This is a genomic window from Brevibacterium sediminis (genome assembly GCF_013623905.1).
Classification (GTDB): Bacteria; Actinomycetota; Actinomycetes; order Actinomycetales; family Brevibacteriaceae; genus Brevibacterium; species Brevibacterium sediminis.
Genome location: NZ_JABKDD010000019.1, coordinates 36,977 through 58,354 on the forward strand (window position 1 = coordinate 36,977; position 21,378 = coordinate 58,354).

Annotated in this window: 20 protein-coding genes; 8 read left to right on the forward strand and 12 right to left on the reverse strand. The window is 66.5% G+C overall.

Features of this window, described 5'->3' with window-relative positions; genetic code table 11:
* Both HK108_RS16815 and rsmA read right to left on the reverse strand, forming a co-directional pair.
* On the reverse strand, positions 1 to 948 hold the full coding sequence (locus HK108_RS16815; protein ID WP_229664232.1) for a 4-(cytidine 5'-diphospho)-2-C-methyl-D-erythritol kinase: 948 nt from the start codon (positions 946 to 948) through the stop codon (positions 1 to 3).
* Positions 945 to 1,895 (reverse strand): 16S rRNA (adenine(1518)-N(6)/adenine(1519)-N(6))-dimethyltransferase RsmA, encoded by a 951-nt coding sequence (gene rsmA / locus HK108_RS16820; RefSeq protein ID WP_181272353.1) that lies wholly within the window; start codon positions 1,893 to 1,895, stop codon positions 945 to 947. The genes HK108_RS16815 and rsmA overlap by 4 nt, the downstream gene beginning before the upstream one ends.
* 116 nt (positions 1,896 to 2,011) lie before the next feature.
* Here rsmA and HK108_RS16825 point away from each other — a divergent pair, with 116 nt between their 5' ends.
* From HK108_RS16825 to HK108_RS16835, 3 genes are all read left to right on the forward strand, one after another.
* Entirely contained in the window at positions 2,012 to 3,229 is a 1,218-nt protein-coding gene (locus HK108_RS16825; protein ID WP_181272354.1) for a class I SAM-dependent methyltransferase, read from the forward strand.
* 47 nt (positions 3,230 to 3,276) lie between these two features.
* Complete coding sequence (locus HK108_RS16830) at positions 3,277 to 4,110, forward strand: sulfurtransferase (RefSeq protein WP_139468449.1); 834 nt, start codon at positions 3,277 to 3,279, stop codon at positions 4,108 to 4,110.
* Positions 4,111 to 4,493: 383 nt separating this feature from the next.
* On the forward strand, positions 4,494 to 5,396 hold the full coding sequence (locus HK108_RS16835; RefSeq protein ID WP_172170858.1) for a C40 family peptidase: 903 nt from the start codon (positions 4,494 to 4,496) through the stop codon (positions 5,394 to 5,396).
* Positions 5,397 to 5,506: 110 nt separating this feature from the next.
* Here HK108_RS16835 and HK108_RS16840 read toward each other — a convergent pair whose 3' ends face one another.
* The 5 genes from HK108_RS16840 to HK108_RS16860 all read right to left on the reverse strand — a co-directional run bounded on the left by HK108_RS16840 (position 5,507) and on the right by HK108_RS16860 (position 12,037).
* Positions 5,507 to 7,144: a glycoside hydrolase family 3 N-terminal domain-containing protein gene (locus HK108_RS16840; RefSeq protein ID WP_229664233.1), complete on the reverse strand. Its 1,638-nt coding sequence runs from the start codon at positions 7,142 to 7,144 to the stop codon at positions 5,507 to 5,509.
* A gap of 38 nt (positions 7,145 to 7,182) precedes the next feature.
* Positions 7,183 to 8,697 (reverse strand): mannitol dehydrogenase family protein, encoded by a 1,515-nt coding sequence (locus tag HK108_RS16845; RefSeq protein ID WP_181272355.1) that lies wholly within the window; start codon positions 8,695 to 8,697, stop codon positions 7,183 to 7,185.
* Positions 8,694 to 9,647, reverse strand: coding sequence for a carbohydrate ABC transporter permease (locus HK108_RS16850; protein ID WP_229664234.1), 954 nt, complete (start codon positions 9,645 to 9,647; stop codon positions 8,694 to 8,696). The genes HK108_RS16845 and HK108_RS16850 overlap by 4 nt, the downstream gene beginning before the upstream one ends.
* Complete coding sequence (locus HK108_RS16855; protein ID WP_373284096.1) at positions 9,644 to 10,585, reverse strand: carbohydrate ABC transporter permease; 942 nt, start codon at positions 10,583 to 10,585, stop codon at positions 9,644 to 9,646. The genes HK108_RS16850 and HK108_RS16855 overlap by 4 nt, the downstream gene beginning before the upstream one ends.
* Positions 10,586 to 10,678: 93 nt before the next feature.
* Complete coding sequence (locus tag HK108_RS16860) at positions 10,679 to 12,037, reverse strand: ABC transporter substrate-binding protein (protein ID WP_139908674.1); 1,359 nt, start codon at positions 12,035 to 12,037, stop codon at positions 10,679 to 10,681.
* A 130-nt stretch (positions 12,038 to 12,167) separates the two neighbouring features.
* Here HK108_RS16860 and HK108_RS16865 point away from each other — a divergent pair, with 130 nt between their 5' ends.
* The 4 genes from HK108_RS16865 (at position 12,168) to HK108_RS16880 (ending at position 17,211) form a co-directional block, all read left to right on the forward strand.
* Positions 12,168 to 13,181, forward strand: coding sequence for a sugar-binding domain-containing protein (locus HK108_RS16865; protein WP_181272356.1), 1,014 nt, complete (start codon positions 12,168 to 12,170; stop codon positions 13,179 to 13,181).
* Complete coding sequence (locus HK108_RS16870; protein ID WP_181272357.1) at positions 13,178 to 14,833, forward strand: xylulokinase; 1,656 nt, start codon at positions 13,178 to 13,180, stop codon at positions 14,831 to 14,833. The genes HK108_RS16865 and HK108_RS16870 overlap by 4 nt, the downstream gene beginning before the upstream one ends.
* A 5-nt stretch (positions 14,834 to 14,838) precedes the next feature.
* The gene (locus HK108_RS16875; RefSeq protein ID WP_181272358.1) at positions 14,839 to 15,936 is read left to right on the forward strand and encodes an ABC transporter ATP-binding protein; all 1,098 of its coding nucleotides are present in this window, start codon (positions 14,839 to 14,841) and stop codon (positions 15,934 to 15,936) included.
* A gap of 147 nt (positions 15,937 to 16,083) precedes the next feature.
* Complete coding sequence (locus HK108_RS16880; protein WP_139908678.1) at positions 16,084 to 17,211, forward strand: glutamate--cysteine ligase; 1,128 nt, start codon at positions 16,084 to 16,086, stop codon at positions 17,209 to 17,211.
* Positions 17,212 to 17,373: 162 nt separating this feature from the next.
* Here HK108_RS16880 and HK108_RS16885 read toward each other — a convergent pair whose 3' ends face one another.
* From HK108_RS16885 to HK108_RS16900, 4 genes are read right to left on the reverse strand one after another with little or no spacing between them, the layout of a single operon-like run.
* Entirely contained in the window at positions 17,374 to 17,928 is a 555-nt protein-coding gene (locus tag HK108_RS16885; protein ID WP_229664235.1) for an NUDIX domain-containing protein, read from the reverse strand.
* Positions 17,915 to 18,994, reverse strand: coding sequence for a tRNA (adenosine(37)-N6)-threonylcarbamoyltransferase complex transferase subunit TsaD (gene tsaD / locus HK108_RS16890; protein ID WP_181272360.1), 1,080 nt, complete (start codon positions 18,992 to 18,994; stop codon positions 17,915 to 17,917). The genes HK108_RS16885 and tsaD overlap by 14 nt, the downstream gene beginning before the upstream one ends.
* Positions 18,991 to 19,518 (reverse strand): SRPBCC domain-containing protein, encoded by a 528-nt coding sequence (locus HK108_RS16895; RefSeq protein ID WP_181272361.1) that lies wholly within the window; start codon positions 19,516 to 19,518, stop codon positions 18,991 to 18,993. Before HK108_RS16895 ends, tsaD begins: the two co-directional genes overlap by 4 nt.
* Entirely contained in the window at positions 19,515 to 20,462 is a 948-nt protein-coding gene (locus HK108_RS16900) for an aldo/keto reductase (protein WP_181272362.1), read from the reverse strand. The genes HK108_RS16895 and HK108_RS16900 overlap by 4 nt, the downstream gene beginning before the upstream one ends.
* Positions 20,463 to 20,617: 155 nt before the next feature.
* On the opposite strand from HK108_RS16900, the gene HK108_RS16905 reads away from it, so the two are divergent.
* Positions 20,618 to 21,256: a biliverdin-producing heme oxygenase gene (locus HK108_RS16905; protein ID WP_181272363.1), complete on the forward strand. Its 639-nt coding sequence runs from the start codon at positions 20,618 to 20,620 to the stop codon at positions 21,254 to 21,256.
* Here the strand turns inward: HK108_RS16905 and HK108_RS16910 are convergent.
* Positions 21,253 to 21,378 (reverse strand): integrase core domain-containing protein (locus HK108_RS16910; protein ID WP_181272364.1); only part of this gene is annotated, 126 nt, incomplete at its 5' end. The two genes, HK108_RS16905 and HK108_RS16910, sit on opposite strands and share 4 nt — an antisense overlap.

The following is a 21,378-nucleotide window of genomic DNA, read 5'->3' on the forward strand; positions in this document are numbered from 1 at the left end:
TCAGCCGCCGTCCACGATATGCGCTCCGGGGGCGGGACCGGTGGTGCGCAGTGCTTCGTTGACGCCGCGCGTAGCCTGCAGGAGCACAGCGAGGTCGAGGGCGTGGTGGGCGTCGCGGGCGAGGAAGCCGATCGTCGGCCCTGACCCGCTGAGCAGGGGCAGGACGGCGCCGGCGTCCCGGCCGGCCTCCATCACCTCGGCGATTTCGGGCATGAAGGACACGGCCGCCTCGGTGAGATCGTTCGCCGCGAATTCCGCGAGCGAGTCCGGTTCGCCGGCGGCGAGCGCCGTGAGCACCTGATCGGGGACGGTCACGGGTGCCGGGTCGGGGTTGAGTTCGTCGAAGCGGGCGTAGACGTCCGGGGTGGGCAGGGGCGACGCCGAGGTGGCCATCACCCAGTGGAAGGTTCCGCGGGTGAGCACGGGGCTCAGCTTCTCCCCGCGACCGTGGCCGATGGCCGTGCCTCCGCGCAGGAGGAAAGCGACGTCGGCCCCGACGGCGACCGCGCATTGGTGGAGGATCGCCTCATCGACTCCGCCGACGAGGTGAGCGGCTCCGACGAGCGCGGCGGCCGCGTCGGCCGATCCCCCGCCCATTCCGCCGGCCACGGGCACCTGTTTGTCGATGACGATGTCGAGGTCGCGCAGCACATCGACATCCCGGTCGCCCTCGAGCGCGGCGATGAGGAGGTCGACGGCGCGTCTGGCGAAGTTCGATTCATCGCGTGGGACCTCGGCATCCGCGTAGCGGCCCTGGACGATGATCGTTCGTGTTCCGCCCGGAATGAGAGTGAGGGTCTCGCCGAGGTTGAGCGCTTGGAATACGGTCGCGAGTTCGTGATACCCGTTGTTCGCCGCACCCACACCGAGGTGGATGTTGATCTTCCCCGGCGCCTGCACTTTCACCGGGGCCGGGATCGTCATGCGCGGATGCAGCGGGACGGTCATGGTGAGGGATCCTCGGCGGGCGGGGCCGGTGCAGCGGCATCTCCGTTGGAGGCGCCACCGTCGTCGACGGCAACGGCGGCGAGGCGTTGGAAGTCGGCGACGGTGAGGGCCTCGCCGCGGGTCTTCGGGTCGATTCCGGCGGCCGCCAGCAGGTCTTCGGACTGCTGGGGGCTGCCGGCCCATCCGGACAGGGCTGCGCGCAGGGTCTTGCGGCGCTGGGCGAAAGCGGCGTCGATGAGGGTGAAGAGGCGGCTGCGCACGGCCGGGTCGCGGTCGGTGCGGGTGACGTCGATGCGGACTAGTCCGGAGTCGATGTTCGGGGCCGGCCAGAACACGTTCTTGCCGATCTTGCCCGCCAGCTGCACGTCCCCGTACCACTGGGCTTTGACGCTGGGGACTCCGTAGGTGCGGGAGCCGGGGGCGGCGGCGAGCCGTTCGGCGACTTCGAGCTGGACCATGACGAGGACGGTTGTCAGGCTCGGGAAGGTCTCGAGGAAGTGCAGCAGCACGGGCACGGCCACGTTGTAGGGCAGGTTCGCCACGAGCGCATCGGGCTGGTTCTCACCGGCGTCAGGCGTGTCGGTCGCGGCTTTGGTGGTGTGCTGCGGCGTGGTCAGCGTCGTGACGCGGAGTGCATCGGCGTTGACCAGCTGGAACGGTGCGTCACTGCCGGCGAACCTGTCGACGGTGCTCGGCAGCTTCTGTGCGAGCAGTTCGTCAATCTCGACCGCGGTGACCCTGTGACCGGCTTCGAGCAGGCCGAGGGTGAGCGAACCAAGTCCCGGACCGATCTCGACGACGTTCGAGTTCCCATCGAGCCCTGCGGCGGTGACGATCGAGCGCACGGTGTTGGGGTCGATGACGAAGTTCTGGCCCTTCTGCTTCGTCGGGCGCAGACCGATGTCAGCGGCTAATTCGCGGATATCGCGGGCGGTCAATAACGTCACAGCCAACAACTTACCGCAACGGTCGGCTCGCACAATCACCTCGGCGGCCCGGCGGTTCGGGTGGACCTCCTCGGCGCAGGGAATGACCTCACCGCGCAGACGATAGGGTGAAGCCTATGGATCCGCAGACACTGACCGAACTGCTCGACGTCGCCGTCCTCGAACGTCTTGACCGCCTCGACGCCCTCGAGGGCGATGAGCTCGCCCGGTCCACGGCCCTGCGCAAGGAGGGCTACTCCGCCGAGGTAACTGCGGCCCTGCTCACTCAGGCCCGGCTGCGTCAGGAGGCGGCAGCGAAGCTCGGCCCCTTCGCGGAGGACATGCTCTTCACCCGCGACGGACTGGCCCAGGCCACGCGGCTGCCGGTCGCCGCTCATCATGCGCGTCGCCTCATCGGCGACGTGGCCGAGGGTGAGTCCTTCCGCATCGCCGATCTCGGATGCGGGATCGGCGCGGACTCGGTCGCCTTCGCCGGAATGGGCGCGCAGGTCTCGGCTGTCGATGCCGACGAGGTCACCGCTGCCATCGCCGCCTTCAACCTCCGCCACCTGCCCGATGCGGCCGTCGAACATACTCGCGCCGAGGATGTCGACCTGGATGGATTCGATGCCCTCTGGTTCGATCCGGCCCGGCGGACCATCGGCAAGGCCGACAAACGCGGATCGACCTCCCGCATCACCGATCCCGAGGCCTTCTCCCCTTCTCTGTCATGGGTGATCGATAAGGCGAGTACGGCGAAGGCAGCCGGAGTGAAGCTCGGCCCGGCACTCGACCACGACCTCGTCCCCGACGACGCCGAAGCCCAGTGGGTCTCCCATAACGGCGAGGTCGTCGAGGTCTGCCTCTACTTCGGTGCAGCCAGGCAGCACCCCGGCCGCGGAGCCCTCGTCATGGGCGAACGCACCCTCCTCGTCCATGAACACAATCTCCCTCGTGAGGACGAGTCGGGCATCGGGGAGCTCGGGAAGTATCTGCTCGAACCCGACGGGGCGATCGTGCGCGCCGGACTCGTCGCCGCATTGTGTGCACCGCTGCAGGCGCGCCGACTCCACCCGAAGATCGCGTATCTGACCACCGACGTCGAACCGAGCGGCCCGGCCGCCGCAGGCGTCACCTCCTACGAAGTCGTCGACGTGCTGCCCGCGAAGGTCCCGAGTCTGCGCAAGGAGCTCGTCTCCCGCGGAATCGGCTCGGTCGTGATCAAGAAACGCGGTGCCGACATCGTGCCCGACCAGGTCCGACGCCAACTCAAACTGCCCAAGGGCGACAAAGCCACGATCGTATTCACCCGGCTCGGCGATAAGCACGTCGTGCTCCTCACCCAACCTGTGTGACCCCTTCAACCTGCCCATGAAGATATCTGCCCGTGAAGGAGATCGAATTGTCCCGCTCCGACGTTCTCATCAGCGCCGATGAACTGCTCACCCGAATGGCCGACTCCGCAGCGCCGAGGCTGCTCGACGTCCGTTGGACCCTGCCGAAGCCCGATGGCCGCGAGGACTTCGCCGCCGGGCACATCCCCGGTGCCGTCTATGTCGACCTCGACACGGAGCTCGCCGACCACGGCACCACCGATCCGACGGCCGGTCGCCACCCGCTGCCGAGCCCCGAAGCCTTTCAGGAGACGGTGCGCTCCTGGGGCATCGACGAAGGCACCGAGGTCGTGGTCTATGACGACAACTCCTCCCTCGGAGCGGCCCGGGCCTGGTGGCTGCTGCGCTGGGCGGGATTGAGCGCGCGAGTCCTCGACGGCGGGCTCGCAGCGTTCCGTGACGCCGGCGGGACGCTCGAGACCGGCGACTCCCCCGAGGTCGCACCGAGTGCCGTGGAGATCAGCCCGGGTCGACTGCCCGTCATCGATGCCGAGGCGGCAGCCGGTTTCGATGGAGTCCTGCTCGATGCCCGTGCCGGTGAGCGCTTCCGCGGAGAGACCGAACCGCTCGATCCGCAGGCCGGTCACATTCCCGGAGCGAAGAGCGCCCCGGCCACGGACAACGTCCCCGCGGGGACGTTCCTGCCCGAGGCGCTGCTGCGCGAACGCTTCGATGAACTGGGCGCCCTCGATGGTCCCGTCGGCGTGTACTGCGGTTCGGGAGTCACCGCCTGCCACAACGCTCTGGCGCTGGCGACCCTCGGCGTCGAGGCCAGCCTCTACCCCGCGAGCTGGTCCGGTTGGTCATCCGATCCCAACCGACCGGTCGAAACCGGCTCCTGACGCTCAGTCACCACCGGAGCCTGACGCTCAGTCATCACCGCACGTGCGCGCCACCGCGTCCGCGCGCGATAAAACGTCGACGGCATTCTTGGGTCGATCCACGGTGGTTTGGCCGCGAATAACGCCGCGGATCGACCCAAGAATCGCGGCTCGCGAATGTCACGAAACGTTATTCAAGACTGAGACTGAGCGCTGAATCACAGTCGCAATCAGGCGGAATCACAGCCCACCACCAGCCATTCTTGTCCATACTGCCCCTTTGACCTGGGATTATGCCTTCGAACCTGCCCGAGAATCCTTTTGTAACAAAAACGTGACAGAAGATCACGAATTCGTTACAGTGGAGGACATCGTCACACTCAGACAGGCAACGAGAGGAAATCGTGGCATCTAAGCAGCACGGCCGCCGCGCCGCGAACGCCAAGGCCAAGACACCACTGACCGAGCTGAGCGAACTGCTCGCAGCAAACTCCGGCGCATTCGGCCGCCGTGCCGCAGTCGTCGCCGCCAGCGGCGGACTGCTCACCGCAGCAGTCCTCCCCGCCGCCGGGCAGGGAGCCGACGACGAGGCGAAGGTCGCAGCCGAGTCCGAGAAGCAGGCGCCGGTCGAGTTCAAGAACCAGACACCGACCATCGATGCCGGCGGCGCGTCGAAGAAGGGTGATCAGGAAGCTGAAGTCACCGTCGACACGGACGTCGTCACCGCCGAGGCCGCGCCCAAGCCAAAGCCCAAACCGAAGCCGAAGCCCGAGCCGAAGGAAGAGCCGGAGACGACCGTCGCCGAGCCGGCTCCCGCTGAGGAGCCCGAAGATGAGCCGAGCGAGTCCTCGGACGATGACTCCGCCGGCACCAGCGATGAGGGTCCGGCCGATTCGGGCGAAGACAAAAGCAAGGACGACGGCGCGGACTCGGGCTCCGGCGACGTCAAGGTCCCGGACGGGTCGAAGGCCGAGCAGGTCATCGCCATCGCGAAGCAGTACGTCGGCACGCCGTACGTGCTGGGCGGGACTTCGACCAGCGGCTGGGACTGCTCCGGCTACACCTCATTCGTCTACGGCAAGGTGGGCGTGAACCTGCCGCGCACGTCCGATGCGCAGAAGGGCGCCGGGCAGATCGTCTCGGCTTCCGAGGCGAAGGCCGGAGATATCATCTGGTCACCGGGCCACGTCGGCATCTACGCCGGTGACGGCATGATGTACGACGCTGGCAACACTCGAGTGAACACCAGCTACCGCAGCGTGGACTGGATGACCCAGCAGGGTGCTCAGTTCATCCGCGTGCTCTGAGCCCCACCCCGGAACCGAACACACAGAGTTCCCCTCGTCGGCACAGTGCTGGCGAGGGGATCTCTTATGTTCGCCGCTCGTTCACGACCATGATCGCAGCTGACTAGTTGTCACCCGCATTCGGGAGCTTTGTCGCTGCCGTCGTATTCGGCAGGCAGCTGACCCGATGCCTCGAGGTCGCCTTTCAGCCACTTCGCCACGGCCCGCAGAGCATACGGGTTCGAGTCGTACGCGGTCACGGCGGACTTCGCCGCGGTGCTGCGCATCGTCCACGGAGCAGCGGTGCCCACGGCCACCTCGGCGGAGGTCGACGGGCTCAGACTCACGGAGGTTCCACCGGATCCGACGGTGAGGTCCTCGGCCTCGGCTGCTTCCTTCAGTGCTGCTTTCTCCTTGTCGCTGCCGCCGACGATCGAGATCGAATCGGTCCCGGTGAAGGAGCATTCGCCCTTGAGCACGGTCAGCGACTTGTCGGCGACTTCGGTGAGGACCTTCTTCGGATCCTTCGCATCCGAGTCCCCGGCCTGCACGCTCTTCTGAGCCTCGGCGGTGGCCAGCTGTGCGGCGACGACGCGTTCGGACTTCTCGACGAGGTCCTTCTTCTCAAGCGTCCCGTCCCCCATCGCCTTGACGATCGCCTTCTGCGCGGCCGCCGAATCCGGGGGCATGAGCGCGATATCGGCTCCAGCGGCGAGCGCCTTGACCGTCTCTCCGCCCTTGAGGTTCTGCGGCACGGCCTTCATGTTCAGCGCATCCGTGGTGATGACGCCGTCATAGTCGAGAGTCTCCCGCAACGCCGAGTAGGCCTTCTTGTTCAGCGTCGCGGGCGTCGTCTTCGCATCGGGCAGACCGATATGGCCCATCATCACCATCGGCACCCCGGCCTTGACCGCGGACTTGAACGGCAGGAGGTCCGTGTCCTCCATCTCCTCGATCGACTTCTCCGACACCGGCAGGCTCTCGTGCGAATCCACGCCGAGCCGGCCGTGCCCCGGGAAATGCTTCGCCGAGCTCGACACTCCACCGGACCGGTATCCCTCGACGGCGTCGGCGACGACCTCGGCGACATCCTCGTGGTCGGTGCCGCCCGAGCGGACGTTGATCGTTTTGTCCTTCGGCCCGACCGTGACGTCGGAGTCCGGAGCGAAGTCGATGGTGAAGCCCAGATCGGTGAGGTTCTGCCCCTGCACGGTCGTGGCGTCGGTGATGAGATCGGAATCATCGGTCGCGGCCAGGCCCATGAGCGGCGGGAACGGCAGCGCGGCGGTGCCGAGGCGTGACACCGGGCCGCCTTCCTGGTCGACGCCGATCGATACGGGCTGCCCCTTCGTCCGTGCCCCGGAGATCTGATCAGTCAGTTCCGTGACCTGGTCCTTCGTCGGGTTCTCGGCCAGGTTGTAGCCCATGACGATGACCCCGCCGAGGTGGTTCTGCTTGACCATGTCCACCGGGGTCTGCGTATCCGTGCCTTCCCAGGTGCCGATGATGAGGGACCCGGCGAGTTCCTCGTCGGAGAAGTCTCCGACGATGTCCGCGGCCTCGTCCTTGAAGTCGGCCGGATCGGCGTCGGCGGGGTTGTCCAGGGAAGATTCGGTCTGGTTGTCAGACTGCGCTTGGGTCTGAGAACCCGAATCGGTGGAGGACTTCTGTCCGGCCGTGGAGGATTCGGGGGCTGACGCTCCGCCGGAACAGCCGACGAGCGCGAGAGTCGTGGTCAGGGCCAGGAGGCTCAGGCGAGAACGCAACATGTCTCCATGCTAGACGTTCCCGCCTGCTCAACGCCTGTTCAGAGTTCTTCGTGAGCGGCCAGACGGCGGGCGGTCTCCTTCGCTCCCCGTTCGTGCAGCGATGTCAGTGCCTTGAGATACGGTTCGGTGAACCTCGGCTCCTCGGCGAGGCAACCAAAGAACTGTTCCTGCCGGACGAAGGCCAGCGGGTCCTCGCCCTGTGTCGAGGCAACCGACTGCAGTTCGTCGGCATAGCGGTCGACGATGGTGAACCGACCGCCGGATTCGTCGTGCCCTTCGGCATACCGGGCCCACGAGGCGCAGATCGCCGCGGCCACCTCGATCGGGTGGCCCGAGGCGAGGTTGTCCTTGACGACCGGCAGCAGCCATTTGGGGATCCGGTCGGACGACTCTGCGCCGAGGCGGGCGAGGGTGTCGCGGATCTCCGGGTTGCTGAACCGTTCGATGAGTGAGTCCTTGTAGGCGTCCAGGTCGATTCCGGGCAGCGGTGCCAGGCTCGGTGTGCCTTCCTCGTCCATGTATCGGCGCAGGTAGACGGGGATGTCCGGGTTCGCCATCGCCTCATGGGCGAAGGTGTATCCGCCGAGGAGGCCGAAGTACGCGAGCCCCTGATGCCCGGAGTTGAGCAGGCGCAGCTTCATATGCTCATAGGGCTGAACGTCGTCGACGACCTGTACTCGAGCCTCTTCATAGGGAGGACGGCCAGAGGTGAAATCGTCCTCGAGCACCCACTGGAAGAAGGGCTCGGCGACGACCGGCCAGGCATCGGTGACGCCCGTGTCGGTGAGCAGATCGGCACGGTCGTCGTCAGTGGTGGCCGGGGTGATGCGGTCGACCATCGAGTTCGGGAACGCCACTGACTCGGCGATCCACTCGGCGAGTTCGGCATCGACGAGGCGAGCGAAGGCAGAGAACATCTTCGCCGCCACATCGCCATTCTCCGAGATGTTGTCGCACGACTGCACGGTGAACGGTGCGATTCCGGCCTCACGTCGTGCTCGCAGAGCGGAGACGACATAGCCGAAGACGGTGGCCGGCAGCTCACCGGCCCGCAGCGCCTCGACATCGGCGACGATCGTCGGCTCATCGGTGATGAACTCTCCGGTGACGGGGTTGACGTTGTATCCGCCCTCAGTGACGGTCAGGGAGACGATCCGGATCGTCTCATCGGTGAGCAGGTTAAGCAGTCCGGCAGGGTCATCGGGCCCGAATCGGTAGTCGATGATCGACCCGATCACCCGACGTTCCTTGGCCCCGTCGGCGTGTTTGAGAGTCAGCGTGTACAGGTGGTCCTGGTCGGCGAGCGCATCGCGCATGGCCACGTCGTGGGGCAGAACTCCGGCTCCGACGATCCCCCAGTCGGCGGCGAGCCCAGCCCCGAGCAGGTCGTCGAGGACCATCGCCATGTGCGCGCGGTGGAATCCGCCGACTCCGAAGTGGACGATGCCGGGGCTCACGGCCGACCGATCATAGGTGGGGACGGCGATGCCGCGGTCGGCCACCTCGGCGAGGTTCTGGGTGTTGAGGGAAAGCGCGGTGGTCGGTGCGGTCATTTGACGGCTCCCATGGACAGGCCCTGGACGAGTTTGTCCTGGGCGGCGATTCCGGCCACGAGCACGGGCACGGAGATGATGAGCGAGGCCGCGCACACCTGCGACAGGAACAGACCCTGGGAGGTGACGAAGCTGGTGAGGAACACGGGTGCCGTCGATGCCGCCGTGGAGGTGAGCACGGTGGCGAAGAGGAGTTCGTTCCACGAGAAGATGAAGCAGATCAGGGCGGTCGCGGCCAGTCCGGGTGCGGTCAGCGGCAGCAGGATCTGCAGAAAGACGCGCGGCAGGCGGGCGCCGTCGAGTTCGGCGGCTTCGAGGACTTCGACGGGCACCTCGGCGAGGAAGGAGCGCATCATCCACACCGCGATCGGCATGTTCATCGCCGAGTAGATGATGATGAGCAGCAGCCAGGTGTCGAGGATGCCGAAGGATTTCGCGACGAGGTAGACGGGCAGGAGGCCCGCAACCATCGGCAGCATCTTCGTCGACAGGAGGAAGAACAGCACGTCCGACCAGCGTTCGATACGGCGGATCGCCAGTGAGTACGCGGCCATCGTGGAGAGGACGAGGACGATGAGCGTCGAGACGATCGCGGCGACCGCTGAGTTGATGAGGAACGGCCACGGGTTCGCGCCGTTGCCGCCGCCGAAGAAGTTGACGAAGGACTCCAACGTCAGCGGAGCGAAGTAGCTCGGCGGGTTCGTCGAGGCGTCGGTCTCCGCGTGCAGGCTGGTCAGCAGCATCCACAGCAGAGGTGAGACGAACAGGAGTCCGACGAACCAGGCCAACAGGCCGAGCAGGATCTTGCCCGCCCGCCCCTGGCCGGGCCGCCTCGGTGCATTCGCCTTTCGCCGAGGCGGCTCTGCGGAACCGGGTCCGCCCGGTTCGGTCGGGGTGGGGGTCACCCCGGGTGCGGGGTGGTTATCCACGGTGAGGTCGGGGGTGCTCATGAGTTCTCCTCCTTGAGCAGGGTCGATGCGGTGCGCAGGGCGAAGGTCGCAGTGATGAGTGAGGCGATGACGACGATGACGCCGACGGCGGAGGCGACTCCGTAGTCCTGGGCGACGAAGAACTCCTGGTAGATGACGTACGGCAGGGTGGCGGTGCCGAGCCCTCCGGAGGTCATGGTGAAGACCATGTCGAAGTTCTGGACGATGTAGATGGTGCCCAGCAGTGCGGCGAGTTCGATGTATCGGCGCAGGTGGGGCAGGGTGATGAAGCGGAAGGTCTGCCAGGGTCCGGCGCCGTCGACGAGGGCCGCCTCGTAGACGTCCATGGGTCGTGACTGCAGTCCGGCGAGCATGATGAGCATCATGAACGGCGTCCACTGCCAGACGAGGACGATCCCGATGCCCAGCAGCGGGTTCGAGGTCATGAGATCCGGTTGCGGGGCGTTCTCTCCGAACATGGTGGTCAGCAGCCCGTTGATGAGGCCGTACGAGGGGTTGAAGATCGCATGTTTGAACAGCAGCGCGGCGGCGACGGGGACGACGAGGAACGGGGTGATCATCAGGGTGCGGACGAATCCGCGGCCGATGAACTTCCGATCGAGCAGCAGCGCGATGCCCAGGCCCAGCAGAGCCGAGGCCAGCACGACGCCGACCGTGAGCCCGACGGTGACGATGACGGCCTTGAGCAGGTTCGCATCGGTGAAGACGGTGACGTAGTTCTGGACGGTGCCGAAGCTGATGTCATCGGGGTAGGCGGCGTTCCAGTTCATGAACGAGATGATGATCGTGATCGCGAACGGGATCTGGGTGACGAGGATGACGAAGATCAGCGCCGGCAGCATGGGCGCGCGCTTGAGCCATCGGTCCTTGGCACGGGGTTTCGGCGGCATGATCGGCTGCGATGCACGCTCGGCGGCTGGAGCTGACACTTCGAACATCCTTCGTCAGGTGGTGGTGCGGTCGGGCGGTGGTGCGGATGGGGCCGGGGCCGCCTCGGGGAGGGTGATCGTCACCCGCCCCGAGGCGCTCGGTCACTTCTTGTACTTGTCTCCGACCTTCTCGGCTTCCTTCTGGCCCTTCTTCAGGGCCGCATCGGCCGACGTCCGACCGGCGATGGCGGAGCTGACGTCCTCGGAGATGCCCGTGGCGAGGTCGGCGAATTCGGGGATCGTCACGAACTGGACTCCCAGCGTCGGTCGCGGCTGGACTCCGGGGCTGACCGGATCGGCCGAGTTGATGGCGTCCTCGGTCTGCTGGTAGAAGGGCTTCGCGGCCTTCTGGTACTCGGGGTTCTCATAGGTCGAGGTCCGCTTGCCGGCAGGCACGTGCTGCCAGCCGAGCTCCTCGGCGACGGTCTCCTCGTAGTCCTTCGACGAGGCCCAGGCGACGAACTGCTTCGCCGCGTCCTGGTTCTTGCCTGCGGCCTGGATGCCCCATGCCCAGGTGTAGAGCCAGGAGCTCGACTCCGTTTCCTTCACCGGTGCCGCGACGTAGCCGATCTTGCCCTTGACGGGAGAGTCATCGGCCTCGAGGGTTCCGGTGGCGGCCGTCGAGTCGTACCACATGGCGACCTTGCCCTGCTGCAGGTTCGTCAGGCACTCGGTGTAGCCGGCCTGCGGGGCTCCGGATTCGCCGTGGTCCTTGATGAGGTCGACGTAGAAGTTCGTGGCTTCCTTGAATTCCTTGGAATCGACCTGCGCGTTCCAGTTCTCGTCGAACCAGGTTCCGCCGAAGGTGTTGACCACGGTCGTCAGCGGAGCGAACATCTCGCCCCAGCCGGGCAGTCCGCGCAGGCAGATGCCCTTCGTGCCCTTCTCCGCACCGTCGACCTTCGCAGCGAGCTTAGCGACTTCGTCCCAGGTCGGATTCTCCGGCATCTCCACGCCGGCCTTGTCGAAGATGTCCGTGCGGTACATGAGGAACGAGCCCTCACCGTAGAACGGCTCACCGTAGACCTGGTCGTCGACCGTCATCGACTCGGCCATTGGGGCGAGGATGTCGTCTTGGTCGAAGCCCTCGGCATCGACGACGCCTTCGTCCATGGGGGTGAGCCATTTGTTCTTCGCGTAGGTCGGGATCTCGTAGTTCGACATCGAGGCGACGTCGTAGTTGCCGGCCTGAGCGGCGAACTCCTGGCCGATCTTCGCCCGCACCTCGTTCTCCGGCAGCACGGTGTAGTTGACCTTGATGCCCGTGTCCTTGGTGAAATGATCGGCCGTGAGCTTCTGCAGGTCCTGCATCTGCGGGTTGTTGACCATGAGGACGTTGACTTCGTCGCCGCCGCCGCCGGCCGAGCTGCCGCCGGCACCACCACAGCCGGACAATGCCAGTGCTCCGACCATGCCGATGGCCGCCCAGGTGGCTCTCCGGCCTGTGATCAGGTGTTTCATCGTTGCGCCTTCCCTCGTCCTTGCGGGATCGCAGCCCGCCGTCGGTTCGCTGCGAGAAAATCATATGAGCATCCGTGCTCATATGTGCAATACTGTGTCACGAACCAATCAGATGTGCAACACTTCACATATGAGCGAACACACAGTCGTCGACGCCGAAGGGAGGCCCATGTCCACGGTGCCCACCGCCCGCCACCGCCGCTTCCTCGCCCAGCTGGCCCGCGATCACTACCTTGAGGGGCGGTCCAAGGTCGAGATCGGCAAGTCGAACGGACTCAGCCGGTTTCAGGTCGCCCGCCTCCTCCAGGAGGCCGTCGACACCGGGGTCGTGACGATCACCATCGAAGCCGATGCCGGTGAAGCCGACGGTCTGGCCGAGCAGGTCGCCGCAGTTCTCGGCCTCGACTCGGTCGTCATCGTCGACATCCCCGACGAGACTCAGGCCTCCCAGCAGATGGGTCGGGCCGCGCTATCGCTGGTCGGCCGCCACGCCCATGCGGGGATGCGCATCGGCCTGTCCTGGTCGCGCACCTTGGATTCCGCGGCCGCGTTCACTCCGGCCCTGCCCCGCTGCACGATCGTCCAGCTCGCCGGTGCCCTCCGCTTGGAATCGCATCGTCCCAGCTCGGAGATCTTCACCCGGCTGGGCCAGGATCCGGCGGTGAGCATGGTCCGTCTGCCCGCCCCGCTGCTCGTCACCGAGGCGGGAACCGCCGCTGACCTGCGGGCACTGCCCGAGATCTCCGGGACCCTGGCCGCCGCCGATGACCTCGATCTTGCCGTGGTCTCTGTGGCTTCCTGGGCCGAGGGCCTGTCCTCGGTGTGGGAGAAGTGCTCCCCCGCCCAGCGTCAGGCGGGCATCGACGACGGCGCCATCGCCGAGGTGTCCGGACGTCTCTTCGCCGCCGACGGATCGGATGTCACCACGATCGACGACCGCGTCATCGCCGTCACCCTCGATCAGCTCCGCCGAGCTTCGACGACCGTGGGAGTCGCCCGTAGAGCCGAGCGCGCCCGCGCGGTCCGTGCCGCCTGTGCCGCCGGGATCCTCGATATCGCGATCATCGACCGCTCCTTGGCCGATGAGATCCTCACCGAGGCGGCCGACCCCGGTGCTGCACCAGCTGAGGAGGAGTTCCGATGAGTGCGAATCGCAGGTTCGTCGCCGGTGTCGACTCCTCGACCCAGAGCTGCAAGGTCGTCATCGCCGATCCGGACTCCGGTGACATCATCCGCACCGGTTCGGCCCCGCACCCTCCCGGCACCGAGGTCGACCCCGAAGCGTGGTGGACGGCTCTGCAGGAGGCGATCGCGGCAGCCGGCGGACTCGACGATGTCGCGGGTCTGAGCATCAGCGGTCAGCAGCATGGACTCGTCGCCCTCGACGCCGAGGGCCGGGTCATCCGCGATGCCCTGCTGTGGAACGATCTGCGCAGCAAGGCCGCGGCCAGAGACCTCATCGCCGAGGTCGGAGCCGCCGACTATGTCGCACGCACCGGGGTCCTGCCCGTCGCCTCCTTCACCGCCGCCAAACTGCGGTGGCTGCGCGATGCCGAACCGGACAATGCCGTCCGGGTCGCCGCCGTCGCCCTGCCGCACGACTGGCTGAGCTGGCGCTTCCTCGGATACGGCCCCACCGACGCATCCGTCCGCGGTCCCGTGCTCGAGGCCTTGGTCACCGACGCGTCCGACGCCAGCGGCACCGCCTACTTCGACCCCTCCGCTTCTCGCTACGATCTCGATCTCTTCCGCATCGCCTTCGGTGCGTCCGCCCGTGAGGCAGCGGGCTTGCCGTGCGCCGCGGATACGGACGTGGAGGCGGATTCACCGAACGTGGGCGGGAACGGGCAAGCCGCCTCGGCGATCATCCTTCCCCGCGTCCTCGCCCCCGACGAGGCGGCCGGGCACAGCCCGGACGGAATCGTCGTGGGCCCCGGGGCCGGGGACAATGCGGCCGCGGCGCTGGGACTCGGGGTCACCTCGGGGGATCTCGTCATCTCGATCGGAACGTCCGGTACGGTCTTCGGCACCACCGACCTGCCCATCGCCGATTCGTCCGGCACGGTCGCCGGGTTCGCCTCGGCCGACGGCGGGCGCCTGCCGCTGGTCGCCACGCTCAATGCCGCCCGCGTCCTCGATTCGGCGGCGAAGCTGCTGCGGGTCAGCCACGACGAACTCGCGGCCCTGGCGCTGGCGTCCCGGCCGGGAGCGGACGGGCTCACGCTCGTCCCGTATTTCGAGGGCGAGCGCACCCCGAACCTGCCCGATGCCACCGCTCGCCTCGAGGGGATGACCCTGGCGAACTCCTCGGCGCAGAACGTCGCCCGCGCCTTCGTCGAAGGAATGCTGTGCGGTCTGGCGGACGGGCTCGACGCGGTGCAGGCTCAGGGCCTGGAGGCCGGACGGCTGCTGCTCATCGGCGGGGCGGCACGCAATCCTGCCGTCCGGGAGGTCGCCCGCGATATCTTCACCGTGCCCATCGACGTGCCCGAACAGGCCGAATACGTCGCCATCGGGGCGGCTCGGCAGGCGGCGTGGACACTCTCGGGAACCCTGCCGGACTGGACAGTCGAGCTCGTCGCCACTCTGCATCCGCGTCCATCGCGGGTGCGGCAGCAGTACCGGTCCTGTGCAGCGCAGACGGCTGCACAGCAGACGGCCAGTCTCGTCTCGCCGGGCCACACAACGCCGGAACCGACTTCGTCAGAACCCTCTCTGTCCGAACGCTCATCGTCCGATCAATCACTGACCGATCACCGTGGATCTTCGGGTGCGCACGCATCCGCGAAAGGTTGAGAACAATGGCCACAGTCACCTTCGACAAAGCACTTCGTCAATACCCCGAGGCACTCAAACCCTCCGTCGACGAGGTCAGCCTCGACATCGCCGACGGGGAGTTCCTCGTCCTCGTCGGCCCCTCGGGCTGCGGGAAGTCGACGACCCTGCGCATGCTCGCCGGGCTCGAACCCGTCGACTCCGGTCACATCCGCATCGGCGACCACGATGTCACAGACCTCTCCCCCAGGGAACGCGATATTGCGATGGTGTTCCAGAACTATGCGCTCTACCCGCATATGAGCGTGCGCGAGAACATGGCCTTTGCACTGAAGATCGCGGGAGTCGCCAAGCAGGAACGCGATCAGCGCGTCGAGGAAGCCGCCCGGCTGCTCGACCTGGAACCGTACCTCGACCGCAAGCCGAAGGCGCTGTCCGGTGGGCAGCGACAGCGAGTGGCGATGGGGCGTGCCATCGTCCGGTCCCCGCAGGTCTTCCTCATGGACGAGCCGCTGTCGAACCTCGATGCGAAGCTGCGGGTGCAGACCCGCGCACAGATCGCCTCGCTGACCCGCCGCCTCGGCGTCACCACCGTCTACGTCACCCACGATCAGGTCGAAGCGATGACGATGGGCGACCGGGTCGCGGTCCTCGCCGATGGCCGGCTGCAGCAGGTGGACACTCCCGCGAACCTCTACGATCGACCGGCGAACCTCTTCGTCGCGGGCTTCATGGGCTCGCCGGCGATGAACCTCGTCGACGTGCCGGTCGAGGGCACGTCGCTGCGCCTCGGCGATGTCGAACTCTCACTGACCGCGGAACAGCGTGAGCAGGTCACCGGTGAGACGGTCACCGTCGGCATCCGTCCGGAGGATCTGCAGGTCACCGAGACGCAAGGCCTCGAGGTCACCGTCGATCTCGTCGAGGAGCTCGGCGCCGATGCCTACGTCCACGGTCGAGCGGTCCTGGCCTCGGGCGAGAAGACAGTGGTGGCTCGCGTCGCCGGTCGGTCGACGATCCGCCGCGGGGACACCGTGCGCGTCGCTCCCGATACCGCGCGCCTGCACCTCTTCGACACCGATTCGGGCAGCCGATTGGCCGAGGACACACGCCGCGCCGCGTGACCGGCGGACCTCGTGACCGGCGCGCCGACGGAGGCGAGCGCACCGCGGGACGGCGGCGCCGCCTCGGCGGGGGAATGCGGGGCATCACACAGCTCGAAAGTCGCCGCTGAGTCAGGGGAATCGGGCGTGCGCGATTATGATCGGATCATGGTCGATTTCGCACGCTCTCCCCGCTCCACCCTCGGTGTCGAGTGGGAACTGGCTCTGCTGGATTCTCGCAGCCTGGATCTGACCCCGGCTGCCGAGACTCTGTTGGCCGATGTGGCCGAGCATGCGCCCGAGTACGAGAAGCACATCGTCGGAGAGATGCTGACGAACACCATCGAGCTCGTCACCGGCGTGCACAAACAGGTGTCGACCGTCGCCGAGGATCTGGCCACTTCGATCGGGGCGCTGCGGAAGCTGACCGAGGCACGCGGTGTCGAACTGATGTCGGCGGGCACCCACCCGTTCGCGCAGTGGCAGTCGCAGGAGGTCCGCGCGAAGGACCGTTATCTCGAACTCGTCGATCGCACCCAGTGGTGGGGCCGGAACATGCTGATCTTCGGCGTCCACGTCCACGTCGGCATCGACTCGCGCGACAAGGTGCTGCCGATCGTCAACGCACTGCTCGCCTATGTCCCGCACCTGCAGGCACTGTCCGCATCGTCTCCGTTCTGGGGCGGCACGGACACCGGCTATGCCTCGAACCGAGCGATGATGTTCCAGCAGCTGCCGACGGCCGGTCTGCCGTTCCAGTTCGATCAGTGGGCGGACTACGAGAAGTACGTCGACGATATGCTCACCACCGGGATCATCGACAACATCAACGAGATCCGCTGGGACATCCGGCCGGCCCCGCACTGGGGCACCGTCGAGGTCCGTGTCTGCGACGGACTGCCGACCCTCGAGGAGATCCTCGCGGTCACCGCGTTCATCCAGTGCCTCGTCGATGACATGTCCGAACGCCTCGACGCCGGTGAGACCCTGCCGACGATGCCCGATTGGTTCCACAACGAGAACAAATGGCGCGCCGCCCGCTACGGCATGGACGCGATCATCATCGAGAACGCCGCGGCCGACGAGCGTCTCGTCACCGAATGTCTCGCCGATGAGATCGAACGACTCTCGCCCGTCGCTGAACGCCTCGGCTGTGTCGACGAGCTGCACTCGATCACCTCGATCATCGAACGAGGCGTGCCCTACCAGCGCCTGCAGAAGGTCTTCGGCACCACGGGTTCGCTCACCGAGGTGACCCGCTCGCTCATCGGCGACCTCCGCAACTCCTACAGCTGAGGCGGCTCTTCCGGGTTCGATTGCGCCCACCCGCGGCCGCATCAGCCCCTCATGCGTCCTAGGGGTGGATCCACCACGATTCGCAAGGAGATTTCGAGACGGATCCACCCACAGGAGACACGTGGGCCCGCAGGCACAGCCCCAACGGCGAGCGAGCCGAGCTCACAGATGGGGTCGGAGCAGCTCCAAGAGCGTCGGCAGCGCGGAGGCGACTCCCGGGTGCAGTTCGTAGTCGTTGAGCTCGTCCAGCGGCACCCACGACAGCTGGATGCTCTCGGGGTCATTGATGACAGCGTCGAAGCGGCGCAGGGTCTTCGCGATCACCGTCGTGTACGACCAGGTGTCCAGGTCGAGGATGTGCGTCTCGAGGATCTCGATGCCCGATCCATCCTGGTCGGGCACCCCGGCCTCTTCCCAGGACTCCCGGACCGCGGCCTCGACCGCCGACTCGCCCATATCGCGGGCGCCGCCGGGGAATCCCCAGGTCCCACCTTCGACCGACCACAGCGCCCGGTGCTGCATGAGCACCCCGCGCTCGGGATCGACGAGCATGAGCCCCGCGGCCCCGTTGAGACCCCAATGCTTCTTCCCATCGGACCCATACGTCCACCCGTCACCCGATCGCCGAGGCGGCCGACCGGCAGGCAGGCGCGTTGACTTCGCCGCCTGTGCGTTCCGTTCGGCGGCGCTGTTCGGGTCGCTCTCAGACGAGGACATGATCGACATCCAAAGAGGAGACGGCGGCGAAGGACAGGTCACTCGGTCCGATTCCGCGGGAGACGAGCTCCGCACCGAGAGCTGCGACCATGGCTCCATTGTCCGTGCACAGTGTCAATGGCGGCACGCGCAGAGTCACGCCCGCCTCGGCGCAGCGAGCCGAGAGCACTTCACGCAGGTGCGAGTTCGCGGCCACTCCCCCACCGAGGACGACATGGTTGATGCCGGTGTCAGCCGCAGCGAGCAGAGTCTTGGTCACGAGCACGTCGACGACAGCGTCTTCGAACCCGGCGGCGATATCGGCCACCCTTAGGTCCGCGCCCAGAGTCTCGGCCTTCGTCACCTCACGCAGGGCTGCGGTCTTCAGCCCGGAGAACGAGAAGTTATACCGACGCTCGGGGTCGCGCAGGTCCTGCTTCTTCGCGAGTCCGCGCGGGAATCTCACTGCCTTCCGGTCGCCGGGGATCCCGGTGCCGTCGAGCAGGCCGAGAGCAGCCTTCGAGATGTTCGGTCCGCCGGGATAATTAAGCCCGAGCAGGCGCGCGGTCTTGTCGAAGGCCTCACCTGCGGCGTCATCGATCGTAGCGCCGAGGAGTTCGATGTCCTCGACGAGGTCGCCGATGCGCAGAATCTCGGTGTGCCCACCGGAGACGAGCAGGGCGATGGTGGGAGTGGTCAATCCGTCGACGTCCTCGGCGACGAGGTCGACGGCCACGTGAGCGGCCAGATGGTTGACTCCGTAGAGCGGTTTGCCCAGCGCCGCGGCAAGTCCTTTGGCCGCGCCGACCCCGACCATGAGCGCACCGGAGAGACCCGGTCCGGCGGTCACCGCGACGGCGTCGATTTCGGACAGCTCCACCTCGGCGGTCTCACAGGCAGAGGCGATGGCCGGGCCGATGGCCTGCACATGGGCGCGGGAGGCGACTTCGGGCACGACCCCGCCGAAGCGCACATGCTCGTCCATCGACGAGGAGACGGTGTTCGTCAGCAGCGTGCGCCCGCGGACGATGCCGACCCCGGTTTCGTCGCACGAGGATTCGATGCCGAGGACGAGTGGGTCGCTCATGATCCGTCCTCCGGGGCGTCGGCAGACTCCGCGGTTTCGAGGTCGAGGTCGGAGTAGATGGCCACGAGTTCGGGTTCGGTCACCTCGGCGATGTCCATACCGAGGGTGCGGGCGAAGAGGCGCAGATGCGTGTCCCACATCGGCCCCACTTCGGCGGCCTGACCGCGGGCGGTCTCGGCATCGGGCGCGGTATGGGTGAGCACGAGCAGGGTCTCGTGACCGGTCTCCCCCTCGATCGGCAGCACGCGGAGGCCGAGCACTCCGAAGTCGTCGAGTTCGAGCAGCACGTGGTCGAAGTCCTCGCAGCTGAGGACGGATCCGTTCAGGTCGATGTCCTCGAGCGCGAACGTGATCGTGCGCGTCTCTCCATCCTCGCCGAGGCGGAACGGCGCGAACCAGGCCCGTGCACTCTCGGCATCGGTCAGTGCGTTCCACACCGTTTCGACGTCACGCTCGAGGAGCAGCTCGATGACGAGGTCGGTGCCGTTCTCCCAGGTGACCAGGCGCGGGCTGGTCCCACTCATGCTTCCTCCCAAGCGCCGTCGAGGGCCGCCTTCTCATCAGGACTCAGCTGCATCTCCGTTCCGGCGAGCAGCTCGGTGAGCTGTTCGGGCACGCGCGCCGAGGCGATCGTCGAGGGGATGAAATCGTGGGTGAGCTGCCACGCGATGGCCGTGGCCGTCATCGTTACTCCGTGGTTGGCGGCGACATCGTGGAGGATTTCGAGGGCGCCGAGGGCTTTCTGGTCGTCGACGAAATCGGCGACTCGGTCACCGCGGACGCTGCCGGTGGCGTCGCCGCCGGTGTGCTTGCCGGTGAGGAAACCGGAGGCCAGTGAGTGGAAGGGCAGTTCGGCGATGCCCTCAGATCGCAGGTACGCCTGCTTCTGCGGATCGACGGCGGCGCGGGAGACGAGGTTGAACCGGTCTTGGACGACTCGATAGCAGGCAAGCGAGAACTTCGTCGAGATCTTCCGGGCTTTCTGCAGTCGCTCGAGGCTGAAGTTCGATGCCCCGAGGTAGCTGACCTTGCCGGAGCGGACGAGCGCGTCGAAGGTCTCGGCGACGGCGACCTGGTCGACGTCATCATCGTCTCTGTGGGCATAGTAGACGTCGATGTGGTCGGTGCCGAGCCGGCGCAGCGAGTCGTCGACGCAGTTGCGGATGTTCGCCGGATCGAGGCCATGCCCCTTCGGGTGCATGCCGACTTTGGTGGCGATGACCATCTCGTCGCGATTGCCGCGAGCCTTCATCCATTCGCCGATGATCGTCTCAGACTCTCCGCCCGAGTTCCCCTCGACCCAGGCCGAATACGCGTCGGCGGTGTCGATGAAGTTTCCGCCGGCCTCGGCATAGGCGTCGAGAACAGCGAAGCTCTGATCCCGATCCGCACCCCAACCGAAGGGGTTTCCGCCCAGCTGAAGAGGGTGAACGAAGAGATCGGTATCTGCCAATTGCACACGTGTCATACCCTCCAGACTACCCGTTTGACCTCCACTGCTTCGGGGCAGGACCGTCTCCCGGAACTCAGGTTAGGCTAAGCTATAGATACGCAATGATGCCGATCACGCCGCCTCGGCGGCAGACCAGCATTCGGTTGGCCGCACTCCCCCAAGGAAACATCATGTCTGAACCGTTCTCCGCTCGCCTCAAGGCCAGCACCGCCACCATCCACGACGAGGTCGAACACACCACGTTCATGGTCGACCTCATGGAAGGACGGCTCGACGCAAGGGCCTACGCTCTCCTGCTCAAGCAGTACGACGTCATCTACGGCGTGCTCGAGTCGAAGTCACGGGAGTTCGCCGAGGATCCGGTCTTCGCGCCGTTCTTCGACGCCCATCTGTTCCGGGCCGACCGCATCGCCGCCGATCTGGCCGCGCTCGATGGCACCGAATTGCCTGTCATGCCCAGTGCCACCGCCTATGCTGCGCACTTGGCGGGGCTCGAACGGGCCGAGCAGGTCATCGCCCACCACTACACGCGCTACCTCGGCGACCTCTCCGGCGGTCAGGCGATCGGCACCCTCATGGGCCGGCACTACAGTCTGCCGGCGACCTCGCTGACGATGTGGGATTTCGCCGAGCTCGGCAAGACGAAGCCGTACAAGGACGCCTACCGCCGACTCCTCGACCAGGTTGCGGCAACCGGCGGTGACGAGCAGATCGTCGTCGACGAGACGATGGAAGCGTTCCGACTCAATGGAGCGCTGCTCGTCGACCTCACCGAGGCGACTGATAACCGCGCGGTTCCCGTCGCCTAGGTGTACTTCCCCGTGAGGTTGTGAACACGAGCTGATGGTGTGAGTCCGCCAATACCGGTATGGGGTCGATGGAAATTATAGTCATGGACCCACGCCTCGTAGGCCGCTGCACGCTCGGCTTC

Coding starts and splice junctions, on each gene's coding strand:
- tsaD (WP_181272360.1), bottom strand. CDS start 18,994: ATGAGCGACCCACTCGTCCTCGGCATCGAATCCTCGTGCGACGAAACC.
- HK108_RS16855 (WP_373284096.1), bottom strand. CDS start 10,585: ATGTTCGAAGTGTCAGCTCCAGCCGCCGAGCGTGCATCGCAGCCGATC.
- HK108_RS16895 (WP_181272361.1), bottom strand. CDS start 19,518: ATGAGTGGGACCAGCCCGCGCCTGGTCACCTGGGAGAACGGCACCGAC.
- HK108_RS16850 (WP_229664234.1), bottom strand. CDS start 9,647: ATGAGCACCCCCGACCTCACCGTGGATAACCACCCCGCACCCGGGGTG.
- HK108_RS16865 (WP_181272356.1), top strand. CDS start 12,168: ATGAGCGAACACACAGTCGTCGACGCCGAAGGGAGGCCCATGTCCACG.
- HK108_RS16840 (WP_229664233.1), bottom strand. CDS start 7,144: ATGTTGCGTTCTCGCCTGAGCCTCCTGGCCCTGACCACGACTCTCGCG.
- HK108_RS16825 (WP_181272354.1), top strand. CDS start 2,012: ATGGATCCGCAGACACTGACCGAACTGCTCGACGTCGCCGTCCTCGAA.
- HK108_RS16845 (WP_181272355.1), bottom strand. CDS start 8,697: ATGACCGCACCGACCACCGCGCTTTCCCTCAACACCCAGAACCTCGCC.
- HK108_RS16880 (WP_139908678.1), top strand. CDS start 16,084: ATGGTCGATTTCGCACGCTCTCCCCGCTCCACCCTCGGTGTCGAGTGG.
- HK108_RS16860 (WP_139908674.1), bottom strand. CDS start 12,037: ATGAAACACCTGATCACAGGCCGGAGAGCCACCTGGGCGGCCATCGGC.
- HK108_RS16900 (WP_181272362.1), bottom strand. CDS start 20,462: ATGACACGTGTGCAATTGGCAGATACCGATCTCTTCGTTCACCCTCTT.
- HK108_RS16870 (WP_181272357.1), top strand. CDS start 13,178: ATGAGTGCGAATCGCAGGTTCGTCGCCGGTGTCGACTCCTCGACCCAG.
- HK108_RS16815 (WP_229664232.1), bottom strand. CDS start 948: ATGACCGTCCCGCTGCATCCGCGCATGACGATCCCGGCCCCGGTGAAA.
- HK108_RS16875 (WP_181272358.1), top strand. CDS start 14,839: ATGGCCACAGTCACCTTCGACAAAGCACTTCGTCAATACCCCGAGGCA.
- HK108_RS16905 (WP_181272363.1), top strand. CDS start 20,618: ATGTCTGAACCGTTCTCCGCTCGCCTCAAGGCCAGCACCGCCACCATC.
- HK108_RS16885 (WP_229664235.1), bottom strand. CDS start 17,928: ATGTCCTCGTCTGAGAGCGACCCGAACAGCGCCGCCGAACGGAACGCA.